Annotated in this window: 20 protein-coding genes; 12 read left to right on the top strand and 8 right to left on the bottom strand. The window is 42.5% G+C overall.

The features are described from left to right. Positions 1-125: 125 nt before the first annotated feature. On the bottom strand, positions 126-293 hold the full coding sequence (locus tag RMX69_RS08045; RefSeq protein ID WP_012412073.1) for a hypothetical protein: 168 nt from the start codon (positions 291-293) through the stop codon (positions 126-128). Positions 294-1,009: 716 nt separating this feature from the next. Between RMX69_RS08045 and RMX69_RS08040 the strand changes: the two genes are divergently transcribed. Together RMX69_RS08040 and RMX69_RS08035 are read left to right on the top strand one after the other, a co-directional pair. Continuing rightward, positions 1,010-1,504, top strand: a complete 495-nt coding sequence (locus tag RMX69_RS08040; RefSeq protein WP_094348491.1) for an NUDIX hydrolase — start codon at positions 1,010-1,012, stop codon at positions 1,502-1,504. A gap of 91 nt (positions 1,505-1,595) precedes the next feature. Beyond that, positions 1,596-2,438: an alpha/beta hydrolase gene (locus tag RMX69_RS08035; protein WP_322637113.1), complete on the top strand. Its 843-nt coding sequence runs from the start codon at positions 1,596-1,598 to the stop codon at positions 2,436-2,438. Between the two features lie 96 nt (positions 2,439-2,534). On the opposite strand, the gene RMX69_RS08030 is transcribed toward RMX69_RS08035, so the two are convergent. Next, positions 2,535-3,383 (bottom strand): pantothenate kinase, encoded by an 849-nt coding sequence (locus RMX69_RS08030; RefSeq protein WP_322637112.1) that lies wholly within the window; start codon positions 3,381-3,383, stop codon positions 2,535-2,537. A 109-nt stretch (positions 3,384-3,492) separates the two neighbouring features. On the opposite strand from RMX69_RS08030, the gene RMX69_RS08025 reads away from it, so the two are divergent. From RMX69_RS08025 to RMX69_RS08015, 3 genes are all read left to right on the top strand, one after another. After that, complete coding sequence (locus tag RMX69_RS08025) at positions 3,493-5,217, top strand: diflavin flavoprotein (protein WP_322637111.1); 1,725 nt, start codon at positions 3,493-3,495, stop codon at positions 5,215-5,217. 213 nt (positions 5,218-5,430) lie between these two features. After that, on the top strand, positions 5,431-7,143 hold the full coding sequence (locus tag RMX69_RS08020; protein ID WP_322637110.1) for a diflavin flavoprotein: 1,713 nt from the start codon (positions 5,431-5,433) through the stop codon (positions 7,141-7,143). 193 nt (positions 7,144-7,336) lie between these two features. Continuing rightward, complete coding sequence (locus tag RMX69_RS08015; RefSeq protein ID WP_322637109.1) at positions 7,337-7,570, top strand: hypothetical protein; 234 nt, start codon at positions 7,337-7,339, stop codon at positions 7,568-7,570. A gap of 91 nt (positions 7,571-7,661) precedes the next feature. Here RMX69_RS08015 and RMX69_RS08010 read toward each other — a convergent pair whose 3' ends face one another. The 3 genes from RMX69_RS08010 to ribBA all read right to left on the bottom strand — a co-directional run bounded on the left by RMX69_RS08010 (position 7,662) and on the right by ribBA (position 9,955). Further along, the gene (locus tag RMX69_RS08010; protein ID WP_322637108.1) at positions 7,662-7,901 is read right to left on the bottom strand and encodes a type II toxin-antitoxin system HicA family toxin; all 240 of its coding nucleotides are present in this window, start codon (positions 7,899-7,901) and stop codon (positions 7,662-7,664) included. Beyond that, a complete protein-coding gene (locus tag RMX69_RS08005; RefSeq protein ID WP_292755533.1) occupies positions 7,901-8,125 on the bottom strand; it encodes a type II toxin-antitoxin system HicB family antitoxin in 225 nt (74 codons plus the stop codon). The genes RMX69_RS08010 and RMX69_RS08005 overlap by 1 nt, the downstream gene beginning before the upstream one ends. Before the next feature lie 156 nt (positions 8,126-8,281). Further along, a complete protein-coding gene (gene ribBA / locus RMX69_RS08000; protein ID WP_322637107.1) occupies positions 8,282-9,955 on the bottom strand; it encodes a bifunctional 3,4-dihydroxy-2-butanone-4-phosphate synthase/GTP cyclohydrolase II in 1,674 nt (557 codons plus the stop codon). Positions 9,956-10,276: 321 nt separating this feature from the next. Here ribBA and argC point away from each other — a divergent pair, with 321 nt between their 5' ends. Then, the gene (gene argC / locus RMX69_RS07995; protein WP_289796788.1) at positions 10,277-11,335 is read left to right on the top strand and encodes an N-acetyl-gamma-glutamyl-phosphate reductase; all 1,059 of its coding nucleotides are present in this window, start codon (positions 10,277-10,279) and stop codon (positions 11,333-11,335) included. A 77-nt stretch (positions 11,336-11,412) separates the two neighbouring features. Here the strand turns inward: argC and eno are convergent, their stop codons facing one another. Then, positions 11,413-12,702, bottom strand: a complete 1,290-nt coding sequence (gene eno, locus RMX69_RS07990) for a phosphopyruvate hydratase (RefSeq protein ID WP_069072599.1) — start codon at positions 12,700-12,702, stop codon at positions 11,413-11,415. A 273-nt stretch (positions 12,703-12,975) separates the two neighbouring features. Here eno and gloA point away from each other — a divergent pair, with 273 nt between their 5' ends. Together gloA and clpB are read left to right on the top strand one after the other, a co-directional pair. Further along, positions 12,976-13,410 carry a lactoylglutathione lyase gene (gloA, locus tag RMX69_RS07985; RefSeq protein ID WP_069072598.1) on the top strand — a complete coding sequence of 145 codons (435 nt, stop codon included), beginning with the start codon at positions 12,976-12,978 and terminating at the stop codon, positions 13,408-13,410. A gap of 624 nt (positions 13,411-14,034) precedes the next feature. Beyond that, complete coding sequence (clpB, locus tag RMX69_RS07980) at positions 14,035-16,677, top strand: ATP-dependent chaperone ClpB (protein WP_289796786.1); 2,643 nt, start codon at positions 14,035-14,037, stop codon at positions 16,675-16,677. 539 nt (positions 16,678-17,216) lie between these two features. Here the strand turns inward: clpB and RMX69_RS07975 are convergent. Then, positions 17,217-17,645, bottom strand: coding sequence for a calcium-binding protein (locus RMX69_RS07975; RefSeq protein WP_289796785.1), 429 nt, complete (start codon positions 17,643-17,645; stop codon positions 17,217-17,219). A 673-nt stretch (positions 17,646-18,318) separates the two neighbouring features. Between RMX69_RS07975 and RMX69_RS07970 the strand changes: the two genes are divergently transcribed. The 4 genes from RMX69_RS07970 (at position 18,319) to RMX69_RS07955 (ending at position 22,163) form a co-directional block, all read left to right on the top strand. After that, complete coding sequence (locus RMX69_RS07970; RefSeq protein ID WP_322637106.1) at positions 18,319-18,471, top strand: hypothetical protein; 153 nt, start codon at positions 18,319-18,321, stop codon at positions 18,469-18,471. Between the two features lie 382 nt (positions 18,472-18,853). Then, positions 18,854-20,278 carry an NB-ARC domain-containing protein gene (locus RMX69_RS07965; protein WP_322637105.1) on the top strand — a complete coding sequence of 475 codons (1,425 nt, stop codon included), beginning with the start codon at positions 18,854-18,856 and terminating at the stop codon, positions 20,276-20,278. A gap of 367 nt (positions 20,279-20,645) precedes the next feature. Further along, positions 20,646-20,900 (top strand): hypothetical protein, encoded by a 255-nt coding sequence (locus RMX69_RS07960; RefSeq protein ID WP_094348386.1) that lies wholly within the window; start codon positions 20,646-20,648, stop codon positions 20,898-20,900. A 3-nt stretch (positions 20,901-20,903) separates the two neighbouring features. Next, positions 20,904-22,163, top strand: coding sequence for a murein transglycosylase A (locus RMX69_RS07955; protein ID WP_289799977.1), 1,260 nt, complete (start codon positions 20,904-20,906; stop codon positions 22,161-22,163). A gap of 85 nt (positions 22,164-22,248) precedes the next feature. On the opposite strand, the gene RMX69_RS07950 is transcribed toward RMX69_RS07955, so the two are convergent. Continuing rightward, positions 22,249-23,118 (bottom strand): DUF5895 domain-containing protein, encoded by an 870-nt coding sequence (locus RMX69_RS07950; RefSeq protein WP_094348387.1) that lies wholly within the window; start codon positions 23,116-23,118, stop codon positions 22,249-22,251. Between the last annotated feature and the right edge of the window lie 106 nt (positions 23,119-23,224).

Here is a 23,224-nt window from a genome sequence, read left to right as displayed (position 1 = left end):
TCCCTTGTTTCCCTTATCTTTTCTCTATGCCCAATGCCCCAATCCCCAAAATAAATAAGGGCGTACAAATAAATGTGCGCCCTAAAAGATAAATAATCTAAATAAAAAGGCTTTAAGCAGAGAGCTTAGTCAGTGTCAGCTGCTGTTGCTGCGCCTTCTTCTTCTTCACTCTTCGGTGGTCTTTGTTGGAACCTTCTCTGCATTCTTCCTGTCGTAGTTCGTTTACGAAACTTTCTGGCATACGCCTGGTTACGTAGCGCCTTTTCTTTTTTCGGGTTACGGCGCTTGGCCATGTTCACCTCTATTAATAAACAACAAAAAAGTAGCAACTAGGCATCACGTAGGCAATATTAGCTACCAATGTTATTGATATACTTTTAACCTAGTGCAGCAATAAATACGCTTTAAACAGTGTACTAGTCTATCGCATTATACCTAACTTTGTCAATAAAAATTATGAATTTTCCCTGCTAGCAAGATGAAAAATTTCTTTTCTGAGATTCTAATCTATTAAATAGATTGGAAATTAGCTCATTAGTTGTTGTTCTTGAAACAAACCGATATTATTAAGAAATAATTCAGAAGGCATAGGTGGGTTTCAGTATAGAGTCTAAATATTTGATTTAGCTATCTTTAATTAATTGTAGGTTTTAAACCCGACTTAATTGCCTCTTATAAATTCAGAATTCATAATTTTGGATTTCGACTTATTATTCATATTATTTCTTTTAATGTGTTCTAAAAATCTATTAGTAACAGCTAGTTTCAACAGCACTAATGCTAGCTATCAACTGAAAATTTACCTGATTCAAGAAATATTATGTATATATAAACACAGTGCTTCTCTTGAAACTTGATGTTAGAATTGATAGTATTCTACGTAAATCGTGAGAATAAAATCTCAAGCCACAAACATTTTTGTATAAAACAAAACTCAGCAAAAATTTTATTAGTTGAGTCTATGTTAAGTGGTAGGGAACTATAGAATACAACACATAAATTTTGAAGATTGAACGTTATTGCTTTTTTTCCGGCAGCTGTAGAGTCCACACGTAGCTTATGGCGTATTGGACAAACAGTATTGGGTATAATATTTCGTCATCCCATTACTGGCACTAGTATCATCCCAATTTTACCCGATGGTCGGATTGTACTAATCCGGCGGCGCGACAATGGTCTTTGGTCATTGCCTGGAGGGATTGTGGATTGGGGAGAAGATATTCCCAATACAGTTCGTCGGGAATTGATGGAGGAAACCGGGCTAGAATTGGTGAAAATTAACCGTTTGGTAGGAGTTTACTCTGCACCAGACCGCGATCCCAGAATCCATTCAATTTGTATTGTGGTTGAAGCCGAAGTGTATGGGACAATGGAGATTCAAGACACTTTAGAAGTTATGGAAATCCAAGCTTTCTCTCCCAGTTTACTACCTTCAGAAAAGATGTCTCACGACCATACTCGGCAGTTGCAAGACTACTTGAATGGCTTGACAACACTGGCATAACAATATTTTTTTCATTAGTCATTAGTTATTTGTCAGATGCTAATGACTAATGACTATTTATTATGGTGCTTCAAGTTAACTACTAAATAAAATGGATACACTATTCCGTAACTCCCGGAGAAAGCTCTCGCAAGGGCTACTTTTCTGGCGTGAAGTCGGTGAAAAAACTCCTATAATTTTTTTACATGGTGCTTGGAATGAGAGCAGTCAATGGTTATCTGTGATGGAATCCCTTGCACAAGATTTTCATTGTTTTGCACCTGATTTGTTAGGATTTGGCGAATCAGAAAATCCCAATATCCACCATTCGATAGATTTACAAGTTGAATGTTTAGCTGAATTTTTGCAAGCTGTGAAGCTAGAAAAAGTATATTTAGTGGGGCATTCTCTTGGGGGTTGGATTGCTGCTAGCTATGCTTTAAAGTATCCAGAGAAAGTTGATGGTGTAGTACTGCTAGCACCAGAGGGCGTGGAGATAGCAGGACAAGAAGAATATTGCCAGAAGATGCGGCGATTATTGAATTATCCACCACTAGTAGTTAAATTGTTGCGATCGCTAACCCCCTTGACTAAAATCCTGGGTTGGCATGAAAAAATTGCGCAAGACTTGCAGTTGCGTCAAGCGCTACTGCCGTATCCCATAGGTTGCCAGTTACTTTTCAAACGGCGACAAGTAGAAATTGAGGCGGAATTACTGCACAAGCAGCTTTACATGATAGATGTCCCAGTTTTTATTTTACAAGGTGGCCAAGATACCCCAGATGCTTTAGCCAGAAGCCGTGTTTATGCTCAACTGATGCCGAAAGTGGAGTTGAAAATGATTGGCCATGCCGGAAATGACTTACCAGAATCTTGTGCTGAGGTTGTGGCGATAGATATTCGGGAGTTTATTCAAGGTATTTTAAAAAACCATAATTTCAACGAGTTAAACTAGCTCATTCAGAGTTTGTTGCCAATCCACTACACATATTCCTTTAATTCTATGCTATCTGGACTTTGGATTGTCTCTTTGCCGTGAAAAAGATGATTCCTATTCCTTATTCTCCATTACTAGTTCCCGCATTCCCAAAAAAATCAAATTTGGTTCCACAATTAAATGTGCTGCAATCGCAGGATATAAGGCTTGCAAATAGTTAATCAAGAAAGTGCGATCGCCCCCTTTAATCGCAACTTTTCCATCAGGAAATAAATCCTCCCACGCCTCAATAAAATCTTTAATTCCAGCTAATACTGTGTAAATTACTCCGCTTTGAATTGCTTCTTTAGTATTGAGAGCAAAACGTGCTGGTAGAGACGGAAAAGTTTGCATTTCCACAAATGGTAATTGTCCTGTTTGTTGACCTAGAGTTGTAAATTGCAAACCTAAGCCTGGCAAAATTGCACCTCCAACTAGACACTCATTAGCATCCGCAGCCGTGAAAGTTAGCGCTGTTCCAGTATCAATTACCATCATAGGAAAACCCCAAGTATTCCCTGCACCCCACAAAGCTAAAGCGCGGTCAATTCCCAGTGTGGGATACACGCCTTTTAGTGGTATTTGCTCTAAGGTAATAATGCGAACATTTGGGTAAGTTTGCCAAATAGCAGTTTGGCTGGGAACTACCGAGGCGAGGAGGACAGGACAGGGTGGCAGAGAGACAAAAGCGCAAAGGGGTGGAGTATTTGTGAGAAAATTACCTTGTTGATGGGGTGGAGAAATTGCTAGTAATAAATCATCTAGGGTTTGACATTCAGCTAGATGTTGTATGACAGACTCAGGGAAATAGTCGGTATCCCAAGCTGAGTAAAGTGTCTCGCCAATAAACAATGCCCAATGCAGCCGAGAATTCCCAATTTCTAAGGCTAGCCAAATTTCCTCTCTGTGCCTCTGTGGTTTCACACTTTTGATTTTTTTAAGTAAACTATAGATTTTTTAATAAAAATTAACATTCAAGCCGTGTCACAATAAAAGAAGAGGAACAAATACTCATTGTGTCAAGGAGGGAGTTATGGTAGCACTCACCGAAAAAACTGAAAAACGGCTCACCATACAGACTGTAGAGATTGCTCAAGAGACGACGGCTATTCGCTCTTTGGATTGGGATCGCGATCGCTTCGATATTGAGTTTGGTCTGCAAAACGGTACTACTTATAACTCGTTTCTCATCCGTGGAGAGCAGACTGCTTTAGTTGATACCTCCCACGAAAAGTTTCGTCAACTATACTTTGATACGCTCACCGGATTAATCAACCCAACAGAGATTGATTATTTAATTATCAGCCACACTGAACCAGACCATAGCGGTTTAGTTAAAGATTTGCTGCAAATGGCTCCAGAAATAACCGTTGTCGGTTCTAAAGTGGCGATTCAGTTTCTTGAAGATTTAGTACATCAGCCATTTAAACGGCGGATTGTGAAAAATGGCGATCGCTTAGATTTGGGCAATGGCCATGAATTTGAATTCGTGATTGCTCCAAATTTACATTGGCCGGATACCATTTTCAGTTTCGACCACAAAACCAAAGTTCTCTACACCTGCGATGCCTTTGGGCTGCACTATTGCTCAGATAGCACCTTTGATGAAAACTTAGCAGCGATCGAAGAAGACTTTCATTACTACTACGATTGCTTGATGGGGCCGAATGCCCGATCAGTTCTGTCTGCCATGAAGCGGATGGCAGAACTGAAAACCATCGACATGATTGCCACAGGACACGGGCCATTATTATCTCACAATGTTGAAGAACTAGTTGGACGTTATCGCACTTGGAGCCAAAGCCAAACCAAGGCAGAAACGGCAGTTGGAATATTTTACGTTTCCGAATACGGATATAGCGATCGCCTTGCGCAAGCAATTGCCAACGGTATCGGTAAAACCGGTGTCGCAGTGGAAATTGTCGATTTGGGATCTGAAGTAGATTTACAAGAACTGCGGGAACTAGTTGGCCGCTGTGCTGGACTAATCGTTGGATTACCTCCGGCTTCTGGTGCTTCTAGTATCCAAGCTGCACTCAGCACAGTTTTAGGAGCTGCCAAAGAAAAGCAAGCTATCGGCGTCTTTGAAACCGGTGGTGGCGATGATGAGCCAATAGATCCTTTGCTGAGTAAATTTCGCAATTTGGGTTTGACAACAGTTTTTCCAGCGATTCGGATTAAACAAACGCCCACAGAAAATACCTACAAGTTGTGTGAAGAAGCGGGTACAGACTTAGCTCAATGGGTAACACGCGATCGCACTATCAAAGCCATGAAATCCCTTGGTGCTGACTTAGATAAAGCATTAGGTAGAATTAGCGGCGGATTATATATTATTACTGCCAAAAAAGGCGATGTATCAAGTGCGATGCTAGCCTCTTGGGTTGCTCAAGCTAGCTTCAAACCATTGGGATTCTCCATTGCAGTCGCCAAAGATCGGGCAATTGAATCACTCATGCAAGTAGGCGATCGCTTTGTTCTCAATGTCTTAGAAGAAGGCAATTTCCAACCATTAATGAAACACTTTTTGAAACGGTTCGCCCCTGGTGCTGATCGTTTTGAAGGTGTGAGAACTCAGCCAGCCGAAAACGGTGCGCCCATACTCAACGACGCCCTCGCCTACATGGAGTGCGAAGTCATCAGCAGAATGGATTGCGGCGACCATTGGGCAGTATACAGCACAGTCTACGCGGGACGGGTTTCTAAACCAGAAAGTTTGACTGCTGTGCATCACCGTAAAGTTGGCAACCATTACTAAAAAGTTAGGAGTTAGGAGTTAGGAGTTAGGAGTTGTAGAGGCGAGTTTAACAAAAAATATCGTCTGTACAACGGAAGTTAAAAGATTTAGATTAACGACTTTCTTCAACTCAGAACTCAGAACTCAGAACTCCTAACTTAGAACTCAGAACTCAGAACTCCTAACTCAGAATTCAGAACTCCTAACTCTTAACTCCTAACTCTTGTTTTACCTATGTCAAAAAATAAACCCCGTGACGTTCAAGTTTTTCCCATTGCTACAGATACAAGAATACTGCGATCGCGCAGTTGGTCAAGGCTGAGATTTGAAATTGAATATGCTCTTGCTAAGGGTACAACTGCTAATTCTTATTTAATCGAAAGTGAGAAAACCGCCATCATCGATCCTCCAGGGGAAACGTTTACGCAAATTTATTTAGAAGCTTTACAGCAGCGTTTCCATTTTGAAGATTTAGATTATGTAATTTTGGGACACGTAAATCCTAACCGGGCTGCAACTTTAAAAGCTTTGTTAGAAATTGCCCCGCAAATCACCTTTGTGTGTTCTAATCCAGGGGCGATAAATTTACGTGCGGCGCTGGAAAATCCAGACTTGCAAATTCTCGTGATGCGGGGCGAAGAAACTCTAGATTTGGGTAATGGGCATAATTTACAATTTATTCCCATCCCCAATCCCCGCTATGCAGATCAACTCAGCACCTACGATCCACAAACAGAAATTCTGTACACAGATAAGTTATTTGGGGCGCACGTTTGCGGAGATCAGGTATTTGATGAAGGCTGGGAAGTATATAACGAGGATCGGCGCTATTATTTTGATTGCCTCATGGCTCCTCACGCCCGTCAAGTTGAAACAGCGCTGGATAAACTTGTCGATTTTCCTGTACGAATGTATGCCAATGGACACGGGCCTTTGGTGCGCTATGGCTTAATCGAACTGACCAAAGCTTATCGGGAGTGGAGTCAACAACAAACTTCTGCTGACTTGACAGTAGCGTTAATTTATGCATCAGCTTATGGGAATACGGCAACCTTAGCCCAAGCGATCGCTCGTGGGATTACAAAAGCTGGCGTCGCTGTAGAATCCATTAACTGCGAATTTACTGAACCAGAAGAAATCCGGGCGGCTGTGGAAAAAGCAGGTGGTTTCATCATTGGTTCTCCTACCCTTGGTGGTCATGCACCGACACCTGTACAAACAGCTCTAGGAATTGTGTTATCCACCGCTACTAATAATAAACTTGCTGGTGCTTTTGGTTCCTTTGGCTGGAGTGGGGAAGCGGTTGATTTAATTGAGAGTAAATTAAAAGATGCTGGCTATCGATTTGGTTTTGATACCATCCGCGTCAAATTCAAACCCGACGATGCCACCTTACAATTGTGTGAAGAAGCTGGAACCGACTTTGCCCAAGCACTGAAGAAAGCGAGAAAAGTGCGATCGCAGAGTCTTCCTGCAACAACTGTAGAACAAGCAGTTGGTCGGATTGTGGGTTCTCTTTGTGTTCTTACAGCCAAAGAAGGCGATCGCTCTAGTGCTATGTTAGCTTCTTGGGTATCTCAAGCCAGCTTTAGCCCACCTGGTTTAACCATCGCTGTTGCCAAAGACCGGGCAGTAGAAACACTGACGCATACAGGAAACAAATTTGTCCTCAACATCCTTAAAGAAGGGAATCATTTGGGATTGATGAAGCACTTCCTCAAACCTTTTGGGCCAGGACAAGACCGATTTGCTGATGTCGCCGCCCAAGAAACAGAAAGCGGTTCTCCCATACTTACGGATGCTCTAGCATATCTCGAATGTTCCGTACAAAATCGGATGGAATCTGGCGACCACTGGCTGGTTTATGCAACTGTCGAGAGTGGCAAATTGTTAGATACTGATGGCGTTACAGCTGTGCATCATCGCAAGTCGGCAACTCATTATTAATTTTAGGGCATTCTTCCATCGAATATTATCCAGAAAATTTCCGTTCAATACCCTAAATAAAGTTGTTGTGCGGAAAAATTCTATGATTGAGTCAATGCCACAAGCAACAAACGGCGAGACAGCATAATAATCTTGTTGCATCGCAAGCCGTCTTCTTCTGATAATCCAACGCTTTCTGTTAGAAATTATTACCATGACTTTACGTGAACTTGAAGATCAAGCACTGAGATTATCTGCCGAGGATCGTTGGCAGTTAATCAATACATTGATGCCATCGCTCCAACCAAAACTCCAGCCAACACCAAAGCCAAAGGGTTTAGCTGCGAGTTTAATTGGCATTGCAAAGACTGACACGCTGCCACCTACAGATGAAGAAGTGAAAGCCATGCTAGATGAGCGGTTGGTGCAAAAGCAAAAGTATCTGTAATGGGAGTTTTATAATTGAACTTCAGTCCCAAAGCGATCGCCTAATTCGCTACACATTTCTATTTTTTAGTCTTAACCGAGCAATATTGCTTTCAGATTTGCTCATAAGCAGATAAAAAATCTTCTCTTGATATACCTGCTTGAGTACAGATGGATCTCAACGTCGAACCTTTAATTTGAGAATGGTTAGGCATAGTCAGTGGAGTTTTTGTTCCATCTTCGTTTTCTCGCTCCATAACAATATGTTCCCGCTCTCTAATAACAGTAAATCCCAGAAATTCTAATGTCTTAATTACTTTAGTTTTAGATGCATCTACTGGAAATTTAATCATTAAATAGGAACCTCAGCTTCTGCCACAAAAGCTTCTAGGACTGGTGATTCCTCTTCTAAAACCTCTTGACCAAATATCTCTATATGGCAGTGGATAGCAGATTTAACATCAGCTAGTGCTTCTTCATAGCTGTCACCTTCACCAACTACAACCCCCTTGATACCCAAGGGATATGCTACGTAACCGTCATTATGTTTTTCAACAATAATTTTGATTGCTCTCATTGATTTTCTTTGTAGTCCCAACAATTAAAATTTGTGGTCTTAGATGAAGATGTGGCTCAGGCTTTCACCACACCAGAATTGGTTTGGTCAACAAAGTGTTAAGGGCATTGATTGAGTCAATGCCATAAGCAACAAAAAACATGACCTGATGCGTGGCTATTTGCTAAAGCTGTAAATTTGCTGCGTCTCCAAGCGATCGCTAATCGATGAAGGCAGTGTACCATCGGTGAATATCTGCCGATCTAGTTGGACTTGTAAATTACTCAAAGGATCGCAACCAGAAGAAATCAGAAATTCTAGTTTTTGGATGTATGGCAAAGTTGCGAGGTTGTCCAGAATTTGGAAGATAGCTTGTATATAAGGATGACCACTCTGCTGATACCAGTCACAGCTAGCAACTTTTGCCTGATCGAAACCCAAGTGTACTGTTAGAGATGGCTCGTCAAATATAGCGATCGCTAAGGGACGCGCTTCTTCCTGCAACAATAGATCGTTACTTTTCGCTAAGTGTCGCAGTTTCTCTAAGCGTTCATAACGTTCCGTCACAACTTCCGGGTCATCTTGCCAGTGGATTGCTACTGTCACCAGATAAGTCTGTAATAGCATGTGACCCAGCTTTTTCGCCTTTGTCGCCAGATAATAGGAATTGTAATCGGTTGCCTCAATTAACAATGGCACGCGATCAACTACTTCCAACCCATAACCCTTGACTCCAGCAATTTTGCGAGGATTATTGGTAATCAAGCGAATCTTTTTGATGCCCAAGTCCATGAGCATTTGTGCCCCCATACCGTAGTCTCGCAAGTCAGCAGGAAATCCCAAACGCTCATTAGCTTCCACTGTATCCAGTCCCATATCCTGCAACGAGTAGGCTTTCAGCTTATTAATCAAGCCGATTCCCCGCCCTTCTTGACGCAGGTATACAACTACACCTTGACCAGCAGCCTCAATCATTTTCAGTGCAGCTTCAAGCTGCATCCGACAATCGCAGCGCAAAGACCCCAAAGCGTCACCAGTTAAGCATTCTGAGTGCATCCGCACCATCACAGGCTCATCTTTGAAGTTAGCTGGATCGCCCTTGACAATTGCAACGTGTTCTGTATTATCCAGAGTATGGCGATAGGCGTAAATTTCAAACTGACCGAATTGACTAGGCAGTTTAGTAATCACCTCACGATACACTAAGCGATCGTGCTGTAGGCGATAACTTATTAAATCCGCAATACTAATAATTTTTAAATTGTGACGTTTAGCGTATTCAACTAACTGCTGCAACCGCGCCATTGAACCATCGGAGTTTTGAATTTCACAAATTACCCCCGCCGGGTATAGCCCTGCTAGTCTAGCTAAGTCCACAGCCGCTTCCGTATGTCCTGCGCGTTTGAGTACGCCTCCAGCCTTAGCGCGAATGGGAAAAATATGACCAGGACGACGTAAATCGGTAGGTTTTGTGGCTGGGTTAAGAGTAACCTGGATAGTTCGGGCGCGGTCTTCTGCTGAAATGCCTGTGGTGACACCTAATTCTGGCCCGGCATCAATACTGACAGTGAAAGCAGTTTGGTTAGTATCTGTAATGTTGCTTACCATCAAGGGTAAGTCTAGCTCGTCTAGGCGATCGCCTGTCATTGCCAAACAAATTAGTCCTCTCGCTTCCACCGCCATGAAATTAATCATGTCGGGTGTGGCAAATTGGGCAGCACAAATTAAGTCGCCTTCATTTTCTCTATTTTCATCATCTACCACTACAATGACGCGACCAGCTTTTAGGTCTGCTAAAGCGGCATCAATCGAATCAAATTTAAAAGCTTGGGTAGGATTAGGCTGTGACACAGAAAGATTTCCAGCTATAAACGTAAATTTTTTTAACAATTTCTTCTTTTAGATTGTAGCTCCTTTATAAGGCAGAGAAGTAGACTAGCAATGATTTGATAACGGGGCAAAAATTTTTGCTATTAAAAGCGGCGATAAAGTGCAGCGACATGAAATTAAGCATGAAGGGGATGAGGAAGAATAATAATCGTTTCTTTGCTCCCCTACCTCCTCAGAACAAAGTAGAGGGGTTTAAGACGTTTTGTGCGCTGTGCGTCTGGTCGCTGATATTGTTGATAGCTGAGAACGAATTAACCATTCATGGGATAAGGATTTCAGATCATGGGCAAATTTAGACGCGTACCCGTTGGGATTGTTGGCGCGTCGGGCTATGGCGGAGTGCAGTTAGTGCGATTACTGATGGATCATCCAGAAGTTGAACTGGTTTATTTAGGAGGTGAAAGCAGTATCGGAAAATCCTTCGGGGATCTCTACCCGCATCTGGCTCATGCAACTAACCTGCTAATAGAAGCGGTAGAACCAGAAATAATTGCTCACCGCTGTGAAGTAGTTTTCCTTTCTTTACCAAATGGTCTGGCTTGTCAAATAGCACCCAAACTGTTGGAAAAAGGATGTAAAGTACTAGATTTGAGTGCAGACTATCGGTTCAGTGATTTGACAACTTATACAAATTGGTATGGTACAGAGAGAAGCGATCGCACAATTGCAGCGACAGCAGTTTATGGATTACCAGAACTTTATCGCGATCGCATTGCCGAAGCTCAACTCATTGGCTGTCCTGGTTCCTATCCCACTGCTAGTCTCCTTGCACTTTCGCCACTCTTAAAGCAAGGTTTAATTGTACCAGAAACAGCTATTATCGATGCCAAGTCAGGCACATCTAGCAGTGGACGACAGCCTCAAACCAACTTATTACTAGCTGAAGCAGACAACTCGATAGCAGCTTTCAACGTCGGTCGTCACCGTCATACCCCAGAAATTGAGCAAATTTGTAGTGACTTAGCTGGTCACGAACTCATGATTCAATTTACACCGCATCTTATCCCAATGGTACGCGGGATTTTGGCAACGGTATATGCCAAAATGAGCGATCCTGGTCTAGTGCGAGATGACTTAATCACAATTTTCTCAGCCTTCTACCGCAACTCTCCTTGGGTGAAAATCTGCGGTAGCGGCATTTACCCGCAAACCAAGTGGGCTAATGGCAGTAATCTTTGTTATATCGGTGTAGAAGTTGACCCGCGCACAAGTCGCGTAATTGTCATGTCAGCAATTGACAATCTAATTAAAGGACAGGCGGGCCAAGCTATTCAGTGTCTAAACCTGATGATGGGCTGGGATGAAACCTTGGGGTTGCCCAAACTTGGTTTTTATCCGTAAATCAGTTAGGAGTCAAAAGTGATGAATTATGAATTAAAAACTCTTAACTCCTAACTCCTAACTCCTAACTTTTAACTCTACTTTGGTCCTAACCCCACAGCACCAGCATAAACGGCGCGATCGCCTAGTTCATCTTCAATTCGCAGCAAGCGATTATATTTTGCTACGCGTTCGCTGCGACAGAGGGAACCTGTTTTGATTTGACCGGCACGGGTTGCTACAGCTAAATCAGCGATCGTTGTATCTTCTGTTTCACCAGAACGATGGCTAATTACTGAACGGATACTATTGCGAGTTGCCAAATCAATCGTTTCCAAAGTTTCGGTAAGAGAACCAATTTGATTGAGTTTAATCAAAATGGCATTAGCGGCTTTTTCTTGGATACCTCTTTGCAAGCGAGTAGCGTTGGTAACAAACAAATCATCCCCTACCAATTGCACCCGCGAACCTAACTTCTGGGTAAGTAATTGCCAACTTTGCCAATCTTCTTCGTGCAAGCCATCCTCAATTGACACAATTGGGTATTGATCAACCAGTTGTCCTAAATAATCAATAAACTCAGCCGGAGCATGAGGTTTACCATCGTAAACATACTGACCATTCTTGTAAAATTCACTAGCCGCCACATCCAACGCCAAAGCTACTTGTTCCCCTGGTTTATAACCAGCTTTCTTAATGGCAGCAACCAGCAATTCTAAAGCCACCTGGTTAGATTCTAGGTTAGGGGCAAAGCCGCCTTCATCGCCCACACCAGTAAGCAAACCCTTCTCATCTAATACTTGACTGAGGGTAGCAAACACCTCTGCACCCCAGCGCAATGCTTCTCGAAAGGAAGTTGCACCAATTGGGACAATCATAAACTCTTGAAAATCTACGTTATTTGAAGCGTGTGCGCCACCGTTAATCACATTCATCAATGGCACTGGTAGCAAATTCGCTAAAGGGCCACCCAAATAGCGATATAGAGGAATATCTAGAGATTCAGCACCAGCTTTGGCTGCTGCTAAGGAAACCCCCAAAATCGCATTCGCGCCCAAATTGGATTTGTTAGGAGAACCATCTATGGCGATCATCGTGCGGTCTAGGAGTTCTTGGTTGAGGACATCCAAGCCTAGTAATTTTGGTGCAAGTGCTTCCTTGACATTTTGTACTGCCTTGAGTACGCCTTTTCCTCCATAACGGCTTTTATCGCCATCACGCAGTTCGTGGGCTTCAAAAGTGCCAGTCGAAGCACCACTGGGAACTTGTGCTAGTCCGACAACACCATTGGCTAAATGCACTTCGGCTTCAATTGTCGGTCTACCGCGTGAATCAAGAATTTCACGGGCTGCGATCGCCTCAATGGCAGTATCTAGAAATTTACTCATCTGTACTTTATCCTTTATTCGAGTGTGTTACGCATCCAGTCCAGTTGCCTAACCCAATCGCTAGCATAGGCGTTTAAGAGACTTTATTGGCTGAGATTAAAGAAGATTTCCATTAATGGAACAGGGATCAATGCCAAAATACCAAAAATGTCTAAGGAATGTTTATCCTGTCCTTTGAATTCTTTCTCTGATGGCATTTTTACCTTAAGACTTTGAGCTAGGTAAAATGTTGGCAGAGAATAACACTAAATCAATTACAGAGAAAAGGTCAATATGCGATTACTACACACAATGCTGCGGGTGGGCAACCTTGAAGAGTCCTTAAAGTTCTACTGTGAAATTCTAGGAATGAAATTACTGCGCCGAAAAGATTATCCGGGAGGAGAATTTACCCTGGCTTTTGTTGGCTACGGCGACGAAAGCGACAACTCGGTGATCGAACTAACCTATAACTGGGGCGTGGAAAAGTACGAATTGGGTAATGCTTACGGTCACATTGCCCTTGGTGTTGATGATATTTACACTACGTGTGAAGAAATTCGCAATCAAGGTGGTAAGGTTGTACGCGAACCAGGGCCAATGAAACATGGTTCGACAGTAATTGCATTTGTAGAAGATCCTGACGGGTATAAACTAGAACTGATTCAACTAGGAACTCAAGGGTCAGCAGTCAAACAGGAATCGCAAGAGCAACTAGTGAGTCAGTAATTCGGATTTAGATCCCCGACTTCTTGAATAAATCGGGGATATGGGCAGCAAGTTTTGCTTAAGATATATCTTGAAAAGTTGAACTAGACGCGGGAGATTGACTTTTGCCACACATTGACATTTCATGCCGGTAAACCCGAACGCGCGAGACTTTTCGATTTTTGCCTCCCCTTTTTCGGCGGGTTAAGTGATCTCCTCTGCGTAAATCTTATTAGTATTACCTCCATACTCTTGTTGATGAGCAACACTAATAGCGACGCCGAATAGCCCGTCGTAGCGATCGCTCCAATAACACCATCTGGCAAAGTCCGTTCAGAACAGTGTTTTCGTTTTAAATTAGGAAATAGGTAATGAATTAAGCTATCGCCAATTAGCAATGCAAAATTGCCACCGGAGATACACGCGGATATCCGCTGACAATGTTTGGATAATTAGGGACTAGGGACTGGAGACTTAATTTTCTTACCAATCCTTAAGTAATCAGACAGAATTAATTACACAAGTTTTTTCCTGTAACCTGTAACCTGTTCCCTATCTCCACCAATGAATTTAATTGTGTCCGACTACTTAATACCCAATTCCACTCCATAAACAACTAAAAATCAAAATTCCAAAATTCTAAAGATGCAACCTACAGATCCAAATAAATTTACTGATAAAGCCTGGGAAGCGATTGTTAAATCTCAGGATATAGTCCGTGCTTATCAACAACAGCAACTAGATGTTGAACATTTAATTATTGCTCTGTTAGAAGAACCAACTAGTCTAGCTATACGTATCCTGGCTCGATCTGAGGTAGATCCAATCCGCTTGCAGCAACAGCTAGAAGCTTTTACCCAACGACAGCCCAAAGTTGGTAAAAGCGATCAACTTTACCTTAGCCGCAATTTAGATATTTTACTAGACCGAGCCGAGGAAGCTAGAGTCAGGATGAAAGATTCCTACATTTCCGTGGAACACATACTTTTGGCCTTTGCTGAAGACGATCGCATTGGACGAAAGATCCTCAAAGGCTTTAGTGCGGATGCACCTAAACTTGAAGCTACTATCAAAACGGTTCGCGGTAGCCAAAAGGTGACAGATCAAACCCCAGAATCCCGCTACGAAGCCTTACAAAAATTTGGTAGAGATTTGACAGAACAGGCAAAAGCTGGAAAACTCGACCCGGTGATTGGGCGGGATGATGAAATTCGGCGGGTAATTCAAGTCTTGTCTCGTCGTAGCAAAAATAACCCCGTACTAATTGGTGAACCGGGGGTAGGTAAGACTGCGATCGCCGAAGCATTAGCACAACGGATGGTAAACGGTGATGTTCCTGAATCTCTGAAAAACCGCAAATTGATTTCGTTGGATATCGGCAGTTTAATTGCTGGAGCAAAATTACGAGGTGAATTTGAAGAACGCCTAAAAGCAGTTCTCAAGGAAGTTACTGAATCTAACGGTGACATTGTTCTGTTTATTGACGAACTGCACACCGTAGTCGGCGCAGGTTCTACTCAACAAGGAGCAATGGATGCGGGAAATTTACTCAAACCAATGCTGGCGCGAGGAGAACTGCGTTGCATTGGCGCTACTACCCTAGACGAGTTCCGCAAACATATTGAGAAAGACGCTGCCCTAGAACGCCGCTTCCAGCAAGTATTTGTGGATCAGCCAAGTGTGGAAAATACTATTTCCATTCTGCGGGGATTGAAAGAACGCTATGAAGTCCATCACAACGTCAAAATTTCTGATTCGGCTTTGGTAGCAGCAGCCACTTTATCAGCACGTTATATTAGCGATCGCTTCCTACCAGATAAAGCTATTGATTTGGTGGATGAAGCAGCAGCACAATTGAAAATGGAGATTACCTCCAAACCAGCCGAATTGGAAACCATTGATCGCCGCCTCATGCAGTTAGAAATGGAAAAGCTGTCATTAGCTGGCGAAGAAAAGGGTACTCCTCAAACGAAAGAACGTTTAGAGCGCATTGAACAAGAAATCGCCAATTTAACGGAAAAACAGCAAATATTTAATGAGCAATGGCAAGGCGAAAAGCAGCTATTGGAGGCTATAAGCGCCTTAAAGAAAGAAGAAGATGCCCTGCGAGTGCAAATTGAACAGGCGGAACGTGCTTATGACCTAAATAAAGCTGCCCAACTGAAGTATGGCAAATTAGAAGGAGTACAGCACGATCGCGAAGCCAAAGAAGCCAGCCTTTTAGAAATTCAAAACCAAGGTTCCACTTTACTTCGAGAACAAGTCACCGAAGCCGATATTGCCGAAATCGTCGCCAAGTGGACAGGAATTCCCGTAAATCGCCTGTTGGAATCGGAACGGCAAAAATTGCTGCAACTAGAAAGTCATTTGCATCAACGAGTCATTGGGCAAGAAGAGGCTGTCGAAGCAGTAGCTGCCGCAATTCGCCGCGCCCGTGCGGGAATGAAAGACCCTTCTCGTCCCATTGGCTCATTTTTGTTCATGGGCCCTACAGGTGTGGGCAAAACCGAACTCGCCCGTGCTTTAGCTCAGTTTCTCTTTGATTCTGATGATGCATTGGTGCGCTTAGATATGTCTGAGTATATGGAAAAACACTCAGTTTCTCGGTTAGTGGGAGCGCCTCCAGGATATGTAGGCTATGAAGAAGGCGGTCAACTTTCCGAGGCAATTCGTCGCCGTCCTTACTCAGTGGTGCTGTTGGATGAAGTGGAAAAAGCGCACCCCGATGTGTTCAATATTTTATTGCAGGTGTTGGATGATGGGAGAATTACTGATTCTCAGGGAAGAACGGTAGATTTTCGTAACAGCGTTATTGTGATGACCAGTAACATTGGTAGCGAACATATTTTGGATATATCTGGTGATGATTCCCAGTATGAAACGATGCGGAAGCGGGTAATGGAAGGTTTGCGATCGCATTTCCGCCCCGAATTTCTCAACCGCGTTGATGATATTATTCTCTTCCATACCCTCAGCCGCACGGAAATGCGGCAGATCATCCGCATCCAACTCAAACGGGTAGAAAATCTCCTCCGCGAGCAAAAAATCTTCTTTGAGATATCCCAATCTGCCTGCGATCACCTTGTCGAATCAGGCTATGACCCAGTTTACGGTGCGCGTCCACTCAAACGGGCAATTCAGCGAGAAGTAGAAAACCCCCTCGCCACCAAATTATTGGAAAATACTTTTATCTCTGGAGACACGATTATCATTGACAAAAATGAAAACGGTCTGTCTTTTAGCAAAAAAGTGCTTGTGAAGGTGTCAGTACCACAGATTGCTACATAGCACCTAGCGTCTCCCCTTCATTCAAAGGGACGTACTCAAAGGGATGTAGGGAGAAGACAAACTGGCTTGAATACACAAACAAAATCTAAGAATAATTGAGAGTTTGAAACCCACGGATGTGAGTAAACCCCGTATAGTTGGGGTTGCTAAACATCCTTGTAACATTAATGTAACTGCGTCTGGCATCTATGATGCTTAGTCGCTTCTGTCACACAGTACTAATTTTGCGTACCTTGTGGCAGAAGCTTGCTTGCCGTTAAACGTGGTAGTGGGATTTACGCCAAGGTGTAAGCTAAAACACATCTAATTTGCAGATGAAAATTTTCTCAATATCTTGTGGGGCGGACAAGATGTCATTGGTGTCAAGTTAAAGCCTCAGCCCAGATGTCAAGAGACCCTTTTAAGCGCTGTGGCAAACTAGCTTGTGTTGCTAACAACTTTGCTCATCTCCAGGAATGCGATCATCGTATTACTTACGGGTGCTGCGCGCAATCGCAAACTTTTAAGCGCGAATGCAATCTTGACGAACAAAGTGCTGACTAGGTAAAGGTGAAGTCTCTGGATAGACTGACATTGGTGGTGTCTTGAACGATAGCAATCAACTCACTGCCATAGTAAATTTCTGTGTCTAGAAGCAACGAACTGCCACTCCAATTTGAATAACCGAGAGAGTATTGACTAGAGTTCCCAATAGTTGCAATGTAATCAGCATAGGGGTTCCAGTCAGTAATGGTAGCGTAACCAAAATCTTGGTAAGAAACACCCCAAGAACCGCCAAGAACGAAAGTATCAGAACCAGAACCGCCAACCAGAGTGTCGTATTCTACGCCACTGATTCCATAGCCGTCAAGGCGGTCGTTGCCGTCTCCACCATAGAGGACATCATCGCCACTAGAACCATAAAGGTTGTCAGCCTCATAGCCACCATACAATACATCGTTTCCAGCAGTACCATAGATATAAGACATTTGAGTTTCTCCTGAGAATTTGTGTTTTTGATTGGTTATTTAGTAAACTAGTGTTCAGTCAGCGGTTATTGCTTATGCATAACAGCCAATTTCCTCTGCCCTAAAACGTTGGATATCTTTCCAATTTATTGGACAACAAGTATTTCATCCTGCGGAAAAATTAAAGTTTCTCTAGCTATGCCGCTCATTCGAGTTCACTCATCTTAAAACTAGAACCCTTGGACGTAACCCGATCTCAATTGAGTGATATAACTTCAAGACAACTTGCTATCCTGTTGATTGAATTATTCGTTGATACCCAAAAAACGTTTATAGATTGAGTCTGTCCTTTTTCCCCATTTAACTCAACCGAAGTTGACGAACTTAAGAACAAACTTAAAGACTTCTTAAATTTGATTTTCCTAAGCTAGACACAAGAATTATTTCAGCCACTGCCAAACTTAATTCCCCACTCTCTCTTCTTCCTTAAGTTCGGCAAAACTATCTTAATTTCAGCATCGATAGTTACAAAACTTAATATTAGTTTGTCAAAAAAATATAATTGAAGTTATAGCGAACATAAGAATAGCGATCACTTTCCAGGGAATTTGTGGATAGGGGTTGCAGATATAAGAATTTTTTAACCGCCCCTGCCCAAATTTTGATCGCCTTCACAACAGCTAAAATATTTTCTGTGTTCTGTCGAAACGCTTCAATATCAATCGCAGCAGTTAAGTTTCGATATCAGCAATCGCTCTATAGAACTGAAGAGAAAGGCGATCGCGTCTGGGAATTTGACAATATTTCACTCTGGTTTCAAGCAGCCAGAACCTTGCAACTACTATAAAACTCAGCAATTCGCGATCGCGGTTTTAATAACCAACCGTAAAATTACTTAATGTCGGTGCAAGAAGAAAGCAAGTAACATAAATTTAGCTGGATAAATTGGCTTCATTCAATCTTTTCTTTTAACTTTTACCTGATTTAGATTTGCAATAGTGCATCGCATCTGTGTTCCCTAGGATAATTATTTAACAAATCTTTTAAATGAGTTCAGCTTTTACAATCAAGGTTTGATTGAGCTGTAGATAGCTTTGTAGCTTTCGCAGCTTAAGTTATTTACTGCTGAATTGTGCCAGTTATCTTCTGTTTGCTGCTACATCTTAAAGATGTGCTACAGACGGTCATGCCAAACCATAAAAAAACATTTATAACCTCTGAGGTTCCCAATGAAATCACAACACAGGAGCCGTAGACGTGGTGTAATCCTAACGCCCCAAGGATTGCAGAAACTCCAAGATGCAAAATCTAAATCAGAACATTATGACAATTTCGATAAACATTATAGTCGTGAAGTCTTAGGCTTTCGCATGGGGTTAGACTCCGATACAGTGACAAAGGTATTTGCCTGTGAAATAGGGGTAGATCGGCAAACTCTAAAGTACTGTTTTCAAGCATTCAACCTACAACTAGAACCTCATGACTATCAGTTTTCCAATCAGGATATCAACCTACAGCAAAACTACACAAAAATTCAAAATCAAATTGATTGGGGAGAAGCACCAGATGTATCCCTTTTTTGCGGACGCACGGAAGAAGTGGCAACCCTGAAACACTGGATTGTAGCTGAATCTCCTACAAATGAGCCAATACCCTGTCGTCTGATTACGATATTGGGCATGAGTGGGATCGGCAAAACCTGGGTATCCGTGAAACTAGCTCAACAACTTCAGGATCGTTTTGAGTTCGTGATTTGGCGATCGCTCCTCCCTAATCTTCCAGTTAACGATCTCCTAACAGACCTGATTGCAGTCCTATCCAATGGAAAAGAAACCGATCTGCCAAAACCATTCAATCACAAAATTTCACAGTTGATTCATTATTTGCAACGTCATCGTTGTTTACTGGTTTTAGACGGTGCTGACAGAGTTATCCAAGAATATGCCGCCCCAAAGATCGCCTGTCGAGACTATATCTGGCTTCAGAACACAACCATCGGGGAGTACTGCGAGTTGTTTAGGAAAGTGGGAGAAGTTACCCATCAAAGTTGTTTAATCTTGACAAGTCGTGTCCAATTCCATGAGATTGCCTCGCTTGAAGGAAAGACACGACCTGTGCGAGTGTTCTGTCTCCAAGGATTACAGGTTACAGACATACAAGAACTTTTCAAAACAAAAGGAATCTTTAGAGGAACACCAGAGAACTGGAATCGATTAATCGAATCCTATGCAGGGAATCCCTATGTGCTAAACTGCATTGCGACAACGATTCAACAGTTATTTGATGGCAGCATCACTGAATTTTTAAAACAAAAAGTTACAGTTTTTGGTACAATTCTTAACAGTTTAGATCAAGAATTTGAACGCCTCTCGGATGCAGCTAAAGCAACGATTCAATGCATGGCAATCAATCGTCAACCCATTTCTTTTTCACAGCTACGAACAAAGATGCCATCCTCTGTTTCATCCCAAGAACTCTTGGAAAACTTGGAACTACTGCAAGCGCGATCGTGGATTGATGCCAAATCAGGTCTGTTCTCTCTCAAAACGATGATTATTGAATATATCAAATCTTTTATTCTTGACGAGAAGATCGCCAAATTTCAGCCGAGTGCATTTTTGGATCGAGAACATCAACGTCAGGTAGCAAGCTAAAACTGCCAGGGGAACTTTTGTCTAAGACTATGTTTCTTTGAGTTCATTACCATAACACCTAACAATAGCAAGAAGCTTTCGTGCATCTAGATTGTACTTTTTGGAGGCTGAAAAGTTCACTGTCAGATTTTCAGCTTGAAAAATTAAATCCATCTCAGCTTTATCTACACAATTCGGCGTTTAGCTGCATCTGCTTCTTGAATATACCTTGGCCAAATTTTAAGCACTATTACTTATTGACAAATTGTTTATGACCTTAACCCATCAAGGATGCCCTCCAAATCCTCTGCTCCCGTATGCTTACCCTTTTCATTCGGGGGTTACGTGGTTAACAATGGGTTGAATGTTTTTTAAATGATTCAACTTTATGGCTAGAACTGCAAATGAATATGCCGTATACATCCTACTGGAAAGCGGCCACCGAGAAGAAGTACGTTTTCCTACTATTCAAGAGTTTCAGAAATGGTATAGCGGCGAACTTGTGCCAAAATCTGCTTCTAATGACTTTATTAGCGTGCCGATCAAAAATATTCAAGGGGAATATATGGTAGTACGCCCTTCTCGGATTGTGGCAATCCGGGTAGAACCGATTTTTAGTTCCAGTGTTGAAAGATTCAACTAAATGATGAGAAAAACCCTTACTTTGCTTTCCTTGAGTCTAGGAATTGCCCTCGTAAACCCTCTCTGGTCGGCTGTTGCTCAGGTTCCTAACTTACTGCCGCTGCCACTACCGACTACTCCCGATCTTCCACCTATACCAATACCGATCACTCCTGAGATCACGCCACCGCTAAAACCAATCACCATCGGAAGCGATTGTACAGTCCGGCCGACTTGCTTGGGTTGGGATGAGCAAATTTGGAGTCAAAGAGGTAAAATAGGCGATCGCAAAGCGCTGTTGGCTTCCATTGATAACAGTTTGGTTTACTTAGCAAAGAAAGAAGCGATCGCAGCATATCAAAATTATCCTATCAAGGAAATCACTCTTGATCGCGTCCGCCGGAGTTTACTACGTTTCCGCCAACTGGTTGTCAGTTCTAAGTCACCAGCGCAATTACAAGCCGCTGTCCGCCGTGAGTTTGTCTTTTACCAGTCCGTGGGCAATGATGGCAAGGGTACTGTTAAGTTCACTGCTTACTACGAACCTGTTTACACCGCTAGCCGTGTCAGGACTGCAACATATAAGTATCCCCTTTATCGGCTACCACCTGATTTCAGCCAATGGCCGAAACCCCATCCAAAACGAATTGATTTGGAAGGAAAGGATGGTTTACAAGGGAATAAGAGCAAGTTACGCGGTTTAGAACTGCTTTGGTTTCGCGATCGCTTAGACGCATACATGGTACATATCCAAGGTTCTGCCCAAATTAAATTAACTAATGGCAAGAAAACATCAATTGGCTATGCCGGTGGAACTGATTACCCTTGGACTAGTATCGGCAAAGAACTAGCCAAAGATGGCAAACTTCCCCTGGAAGGATTAACAATGCCACGTCTAATTAGTTATTTCCGACAAAAGCCCCAGGAGTTGAACAATTATCTGCCCCGCTGGGAACGATTTATTTTCTTCCAAGAAACAAGCGGTAGACCTGCTACTGGTAGTATTCATGTGCCAGTAACAGCGGAACGTTCCATTGCTACAGATAAATCTCTCATGCCACCGGGAGCGTTAGCCCTGATTTACAACTCATTTCCCTATCCTGCCAGTGGTGGCAAACTAGAGAGGCGTACTGTCAGCCGCTTTGTGCTTGACCAGGATACAGGAAGTGCTATCAAAGGGCCGGGCCGGGTGGATTATTTTATGGGGTCTGGTAAACTAGCGGGCGATCGCGCTGGTGTCACAGGCGGTAATGGTTCATTATATTATTTGCTGCTCAAAGAATAAAGTTAGAAGTTAGAAGTTAGGAGTTAGGAGTTAGGAGTTAGGAGTTATTAATTCAAAACTCATCACTCCTCACTCCTCACTCTCCTTAATACGGCGGATAAGCAAAATCATCTTCATCAGCATAAACGTAAGAGTTGGAAACTCCTGCCATTGCCAATTTGGGCGTTTCTGATTTGACAGGTTCCTTGCCAAAATCTTTATGTTCTTCAAAAGTCTTACAAATCATTGCAGACTCAAGAGCATCGGAAGCAATTAAATATTGCGTTAAAGTCCCTACAGTGGGATGTTTATAGTCCACAGTTGAAGCTACCAAAACTGTATTTGGTTCAATTCCTCTTTCTTCACACTCAATGATGGGACAAAAAATCCCATGAGCGTGGAACAAAGGCCCTTTCGATGTCAAAGGTTGCTTGCGGTAGATAGCGTAAGCTTTTTCTAGTTCAGCAACGAATCCACTTACTACTCTGCCTTGTTGATATTCGCAGTAGGTTTTGCTGAAACTGGCTCCGGCTGCACCATTGAGAGTTAGTTGTAGTGGTGATTCATGTAAAAACTTTTTATTCTCACCCACTATAAAAATTAGATAGCGAGTAAAGGTTTTAAATTTAAGTTTGTCGGCTAAAAAAGCATCATAATTATCTTTGAGCGTACCCAGTTTTAGACCACTTTCCCGGTCTTTAACAGACAATGGCCCCCGACGCACTATAACCAAGCGTGGAGTAGCGCTAATAAAGACTGTTTCTACTCCAGAGCTAAATTCATGCTCAACTTGCTGCCAATTATCATCTGGCACAAAGCCGACAGCATTGGCATTATCCAGCTTAATCGCCAAACCGTGAGATTGTATACCATCTGTGCCATACCGAGGATTAATCATCTGACACCAGGGAAGGACTTGAGAAGGCGGTGCATTGAATTTCTCGTCTTCAAAGTCAAAATTAGCAGATGCTTTCATCGTTTTAGGCTATCAAAGTGTTTTATTGAACAAGGTTATCGGCAGGGCGCACAGGAAAGGAAAACCAGTTATATGCTGTGGTTTTCAAAGTTTAAGAAAATTAAAC

The sequence above is a fragment of the Nostoc sp. EspVER01 genome (assembly GCF_034530635.1).
In the GTDB taxonomy this organism is placed as follows: domain Bacteria; phylum Cyanobacteriota; class Cyanobacteriia; order Cyanobacteriales; family Nostocaceae; genus Nostoc.
The sequence above is the reverse complement of the archived record's forward strand: the minus strand, read 5'-3'. Positions and strand labels throughout refer to the sequence as shown.

Bases quoted from the DNA above. Each gene is read 5' to 3' on its own strand.
- RMX69_RS08045 (WP_012412073.1), bottom strand. From the start codon at position 293: ATGGCCAAGCGCCGTAACCCGAAAAAAGAAAAGGCGCTACGTAACCAG.
- RMX69_RS08035 (WP_322637113.1), top strand. From the start codon at position 1,596: ATGGATACACTATTCCGTAACTCCCGGAGAAAGCTCTCGCAAGGGCTA.
- RMX69_RS08025 (WP_322637111.1), top strand. From the start codon at position 3,493: ATGGTAGCACTCACCGAAAAAACTGAAAAACGGCTCACCATACAGACT.
- RMX69_RS08020 (WP_322637110.1), top strand. From the start codon at position 5,431: ATGTCAAAAAATAAACCCCGTGACGTTCAAGTTTTTCCCATTGCTACA.
- RMX69_RS08015 (WP_322637109.1), top strand. From the start codon at position 7,337: ATGACTTTACGTGAACTTGAAGATCAAGCACTGAGATTATCTGCCGAG.
- RMX69_RS08010 (WP_322637108.1), bottom strand. From the start codon at position 7,901: ATGATTAAATTTCCAGTAGATGCATCTAAAACTAAAGTAATTAAGACA.
- RMX69_RS08005 (WP_292755533.1), bottom strand. From the start codon at position 8,125: ATGAGAGCAATCAAAATTATTGTTGAAAAACATAATGACGGTTACGTA.
- argC (WP_289796788.1), top strand. From the start codon at position 10,277: ATGGGCAAATTTAGACGCGTACCCGTTGGGATTGTTGGCGCGTCGGGC.
- eno (WP_069072599.1), bottom strand. From the start codon at position 12,702: ATGAGTAAATTTCTAGATACTGCCATTGAGGCGATCGCAGCCCGTGAA.
- gloA (WP_069072598.1), top strand. From the start codon at position 12,976: ATGCGATTACTACACACAATGCTGCGGGTGGGCAACCTTGAAGAGTCC.
- clpB (WP_289796786.1), top strand. From the start codon at position 14,035: ATGCAACCTACAGATCCAAATAAATTTACTGATAAAGCCTGGGAAGCG.
- RMX69_RS07975 (WP_289796785.1), bottom strand. From the start codon at position 17,645: ATGTCTTATATCTATGGTACTGCTGGAAACGATGTATTGTATGGTGGC.
- RMX69_RS07965 (WP_322637105.1), top strand. From the start codon at position 18,854: ATGAAATCACAACACAGGAGCCGTAGACGTGGTGTAATCCTAACGCCC.
- RMX69_RS07960 (WP_094348386.1), top strand. From the start codon at position 20,646: ATGGCTAGAACTGCAAATGAATATGCCGTATACATCCTACTGGAAAGC.
- RMX69_RS07955 (WP_289799977.1), top strand. From the start codon at position 20,904: ATGAGAAAAACCCTTACTTTGCTTTCCTTGAGTCTAGGAATTGCCCTC.
- RMX69_RS07950 (WP_094348387.1), bottom strand. From the start codon at position 23,118: ATGAAAGCATCTGCTAATTTTGACTTTGAAGACGAGAAATTCAATGCA.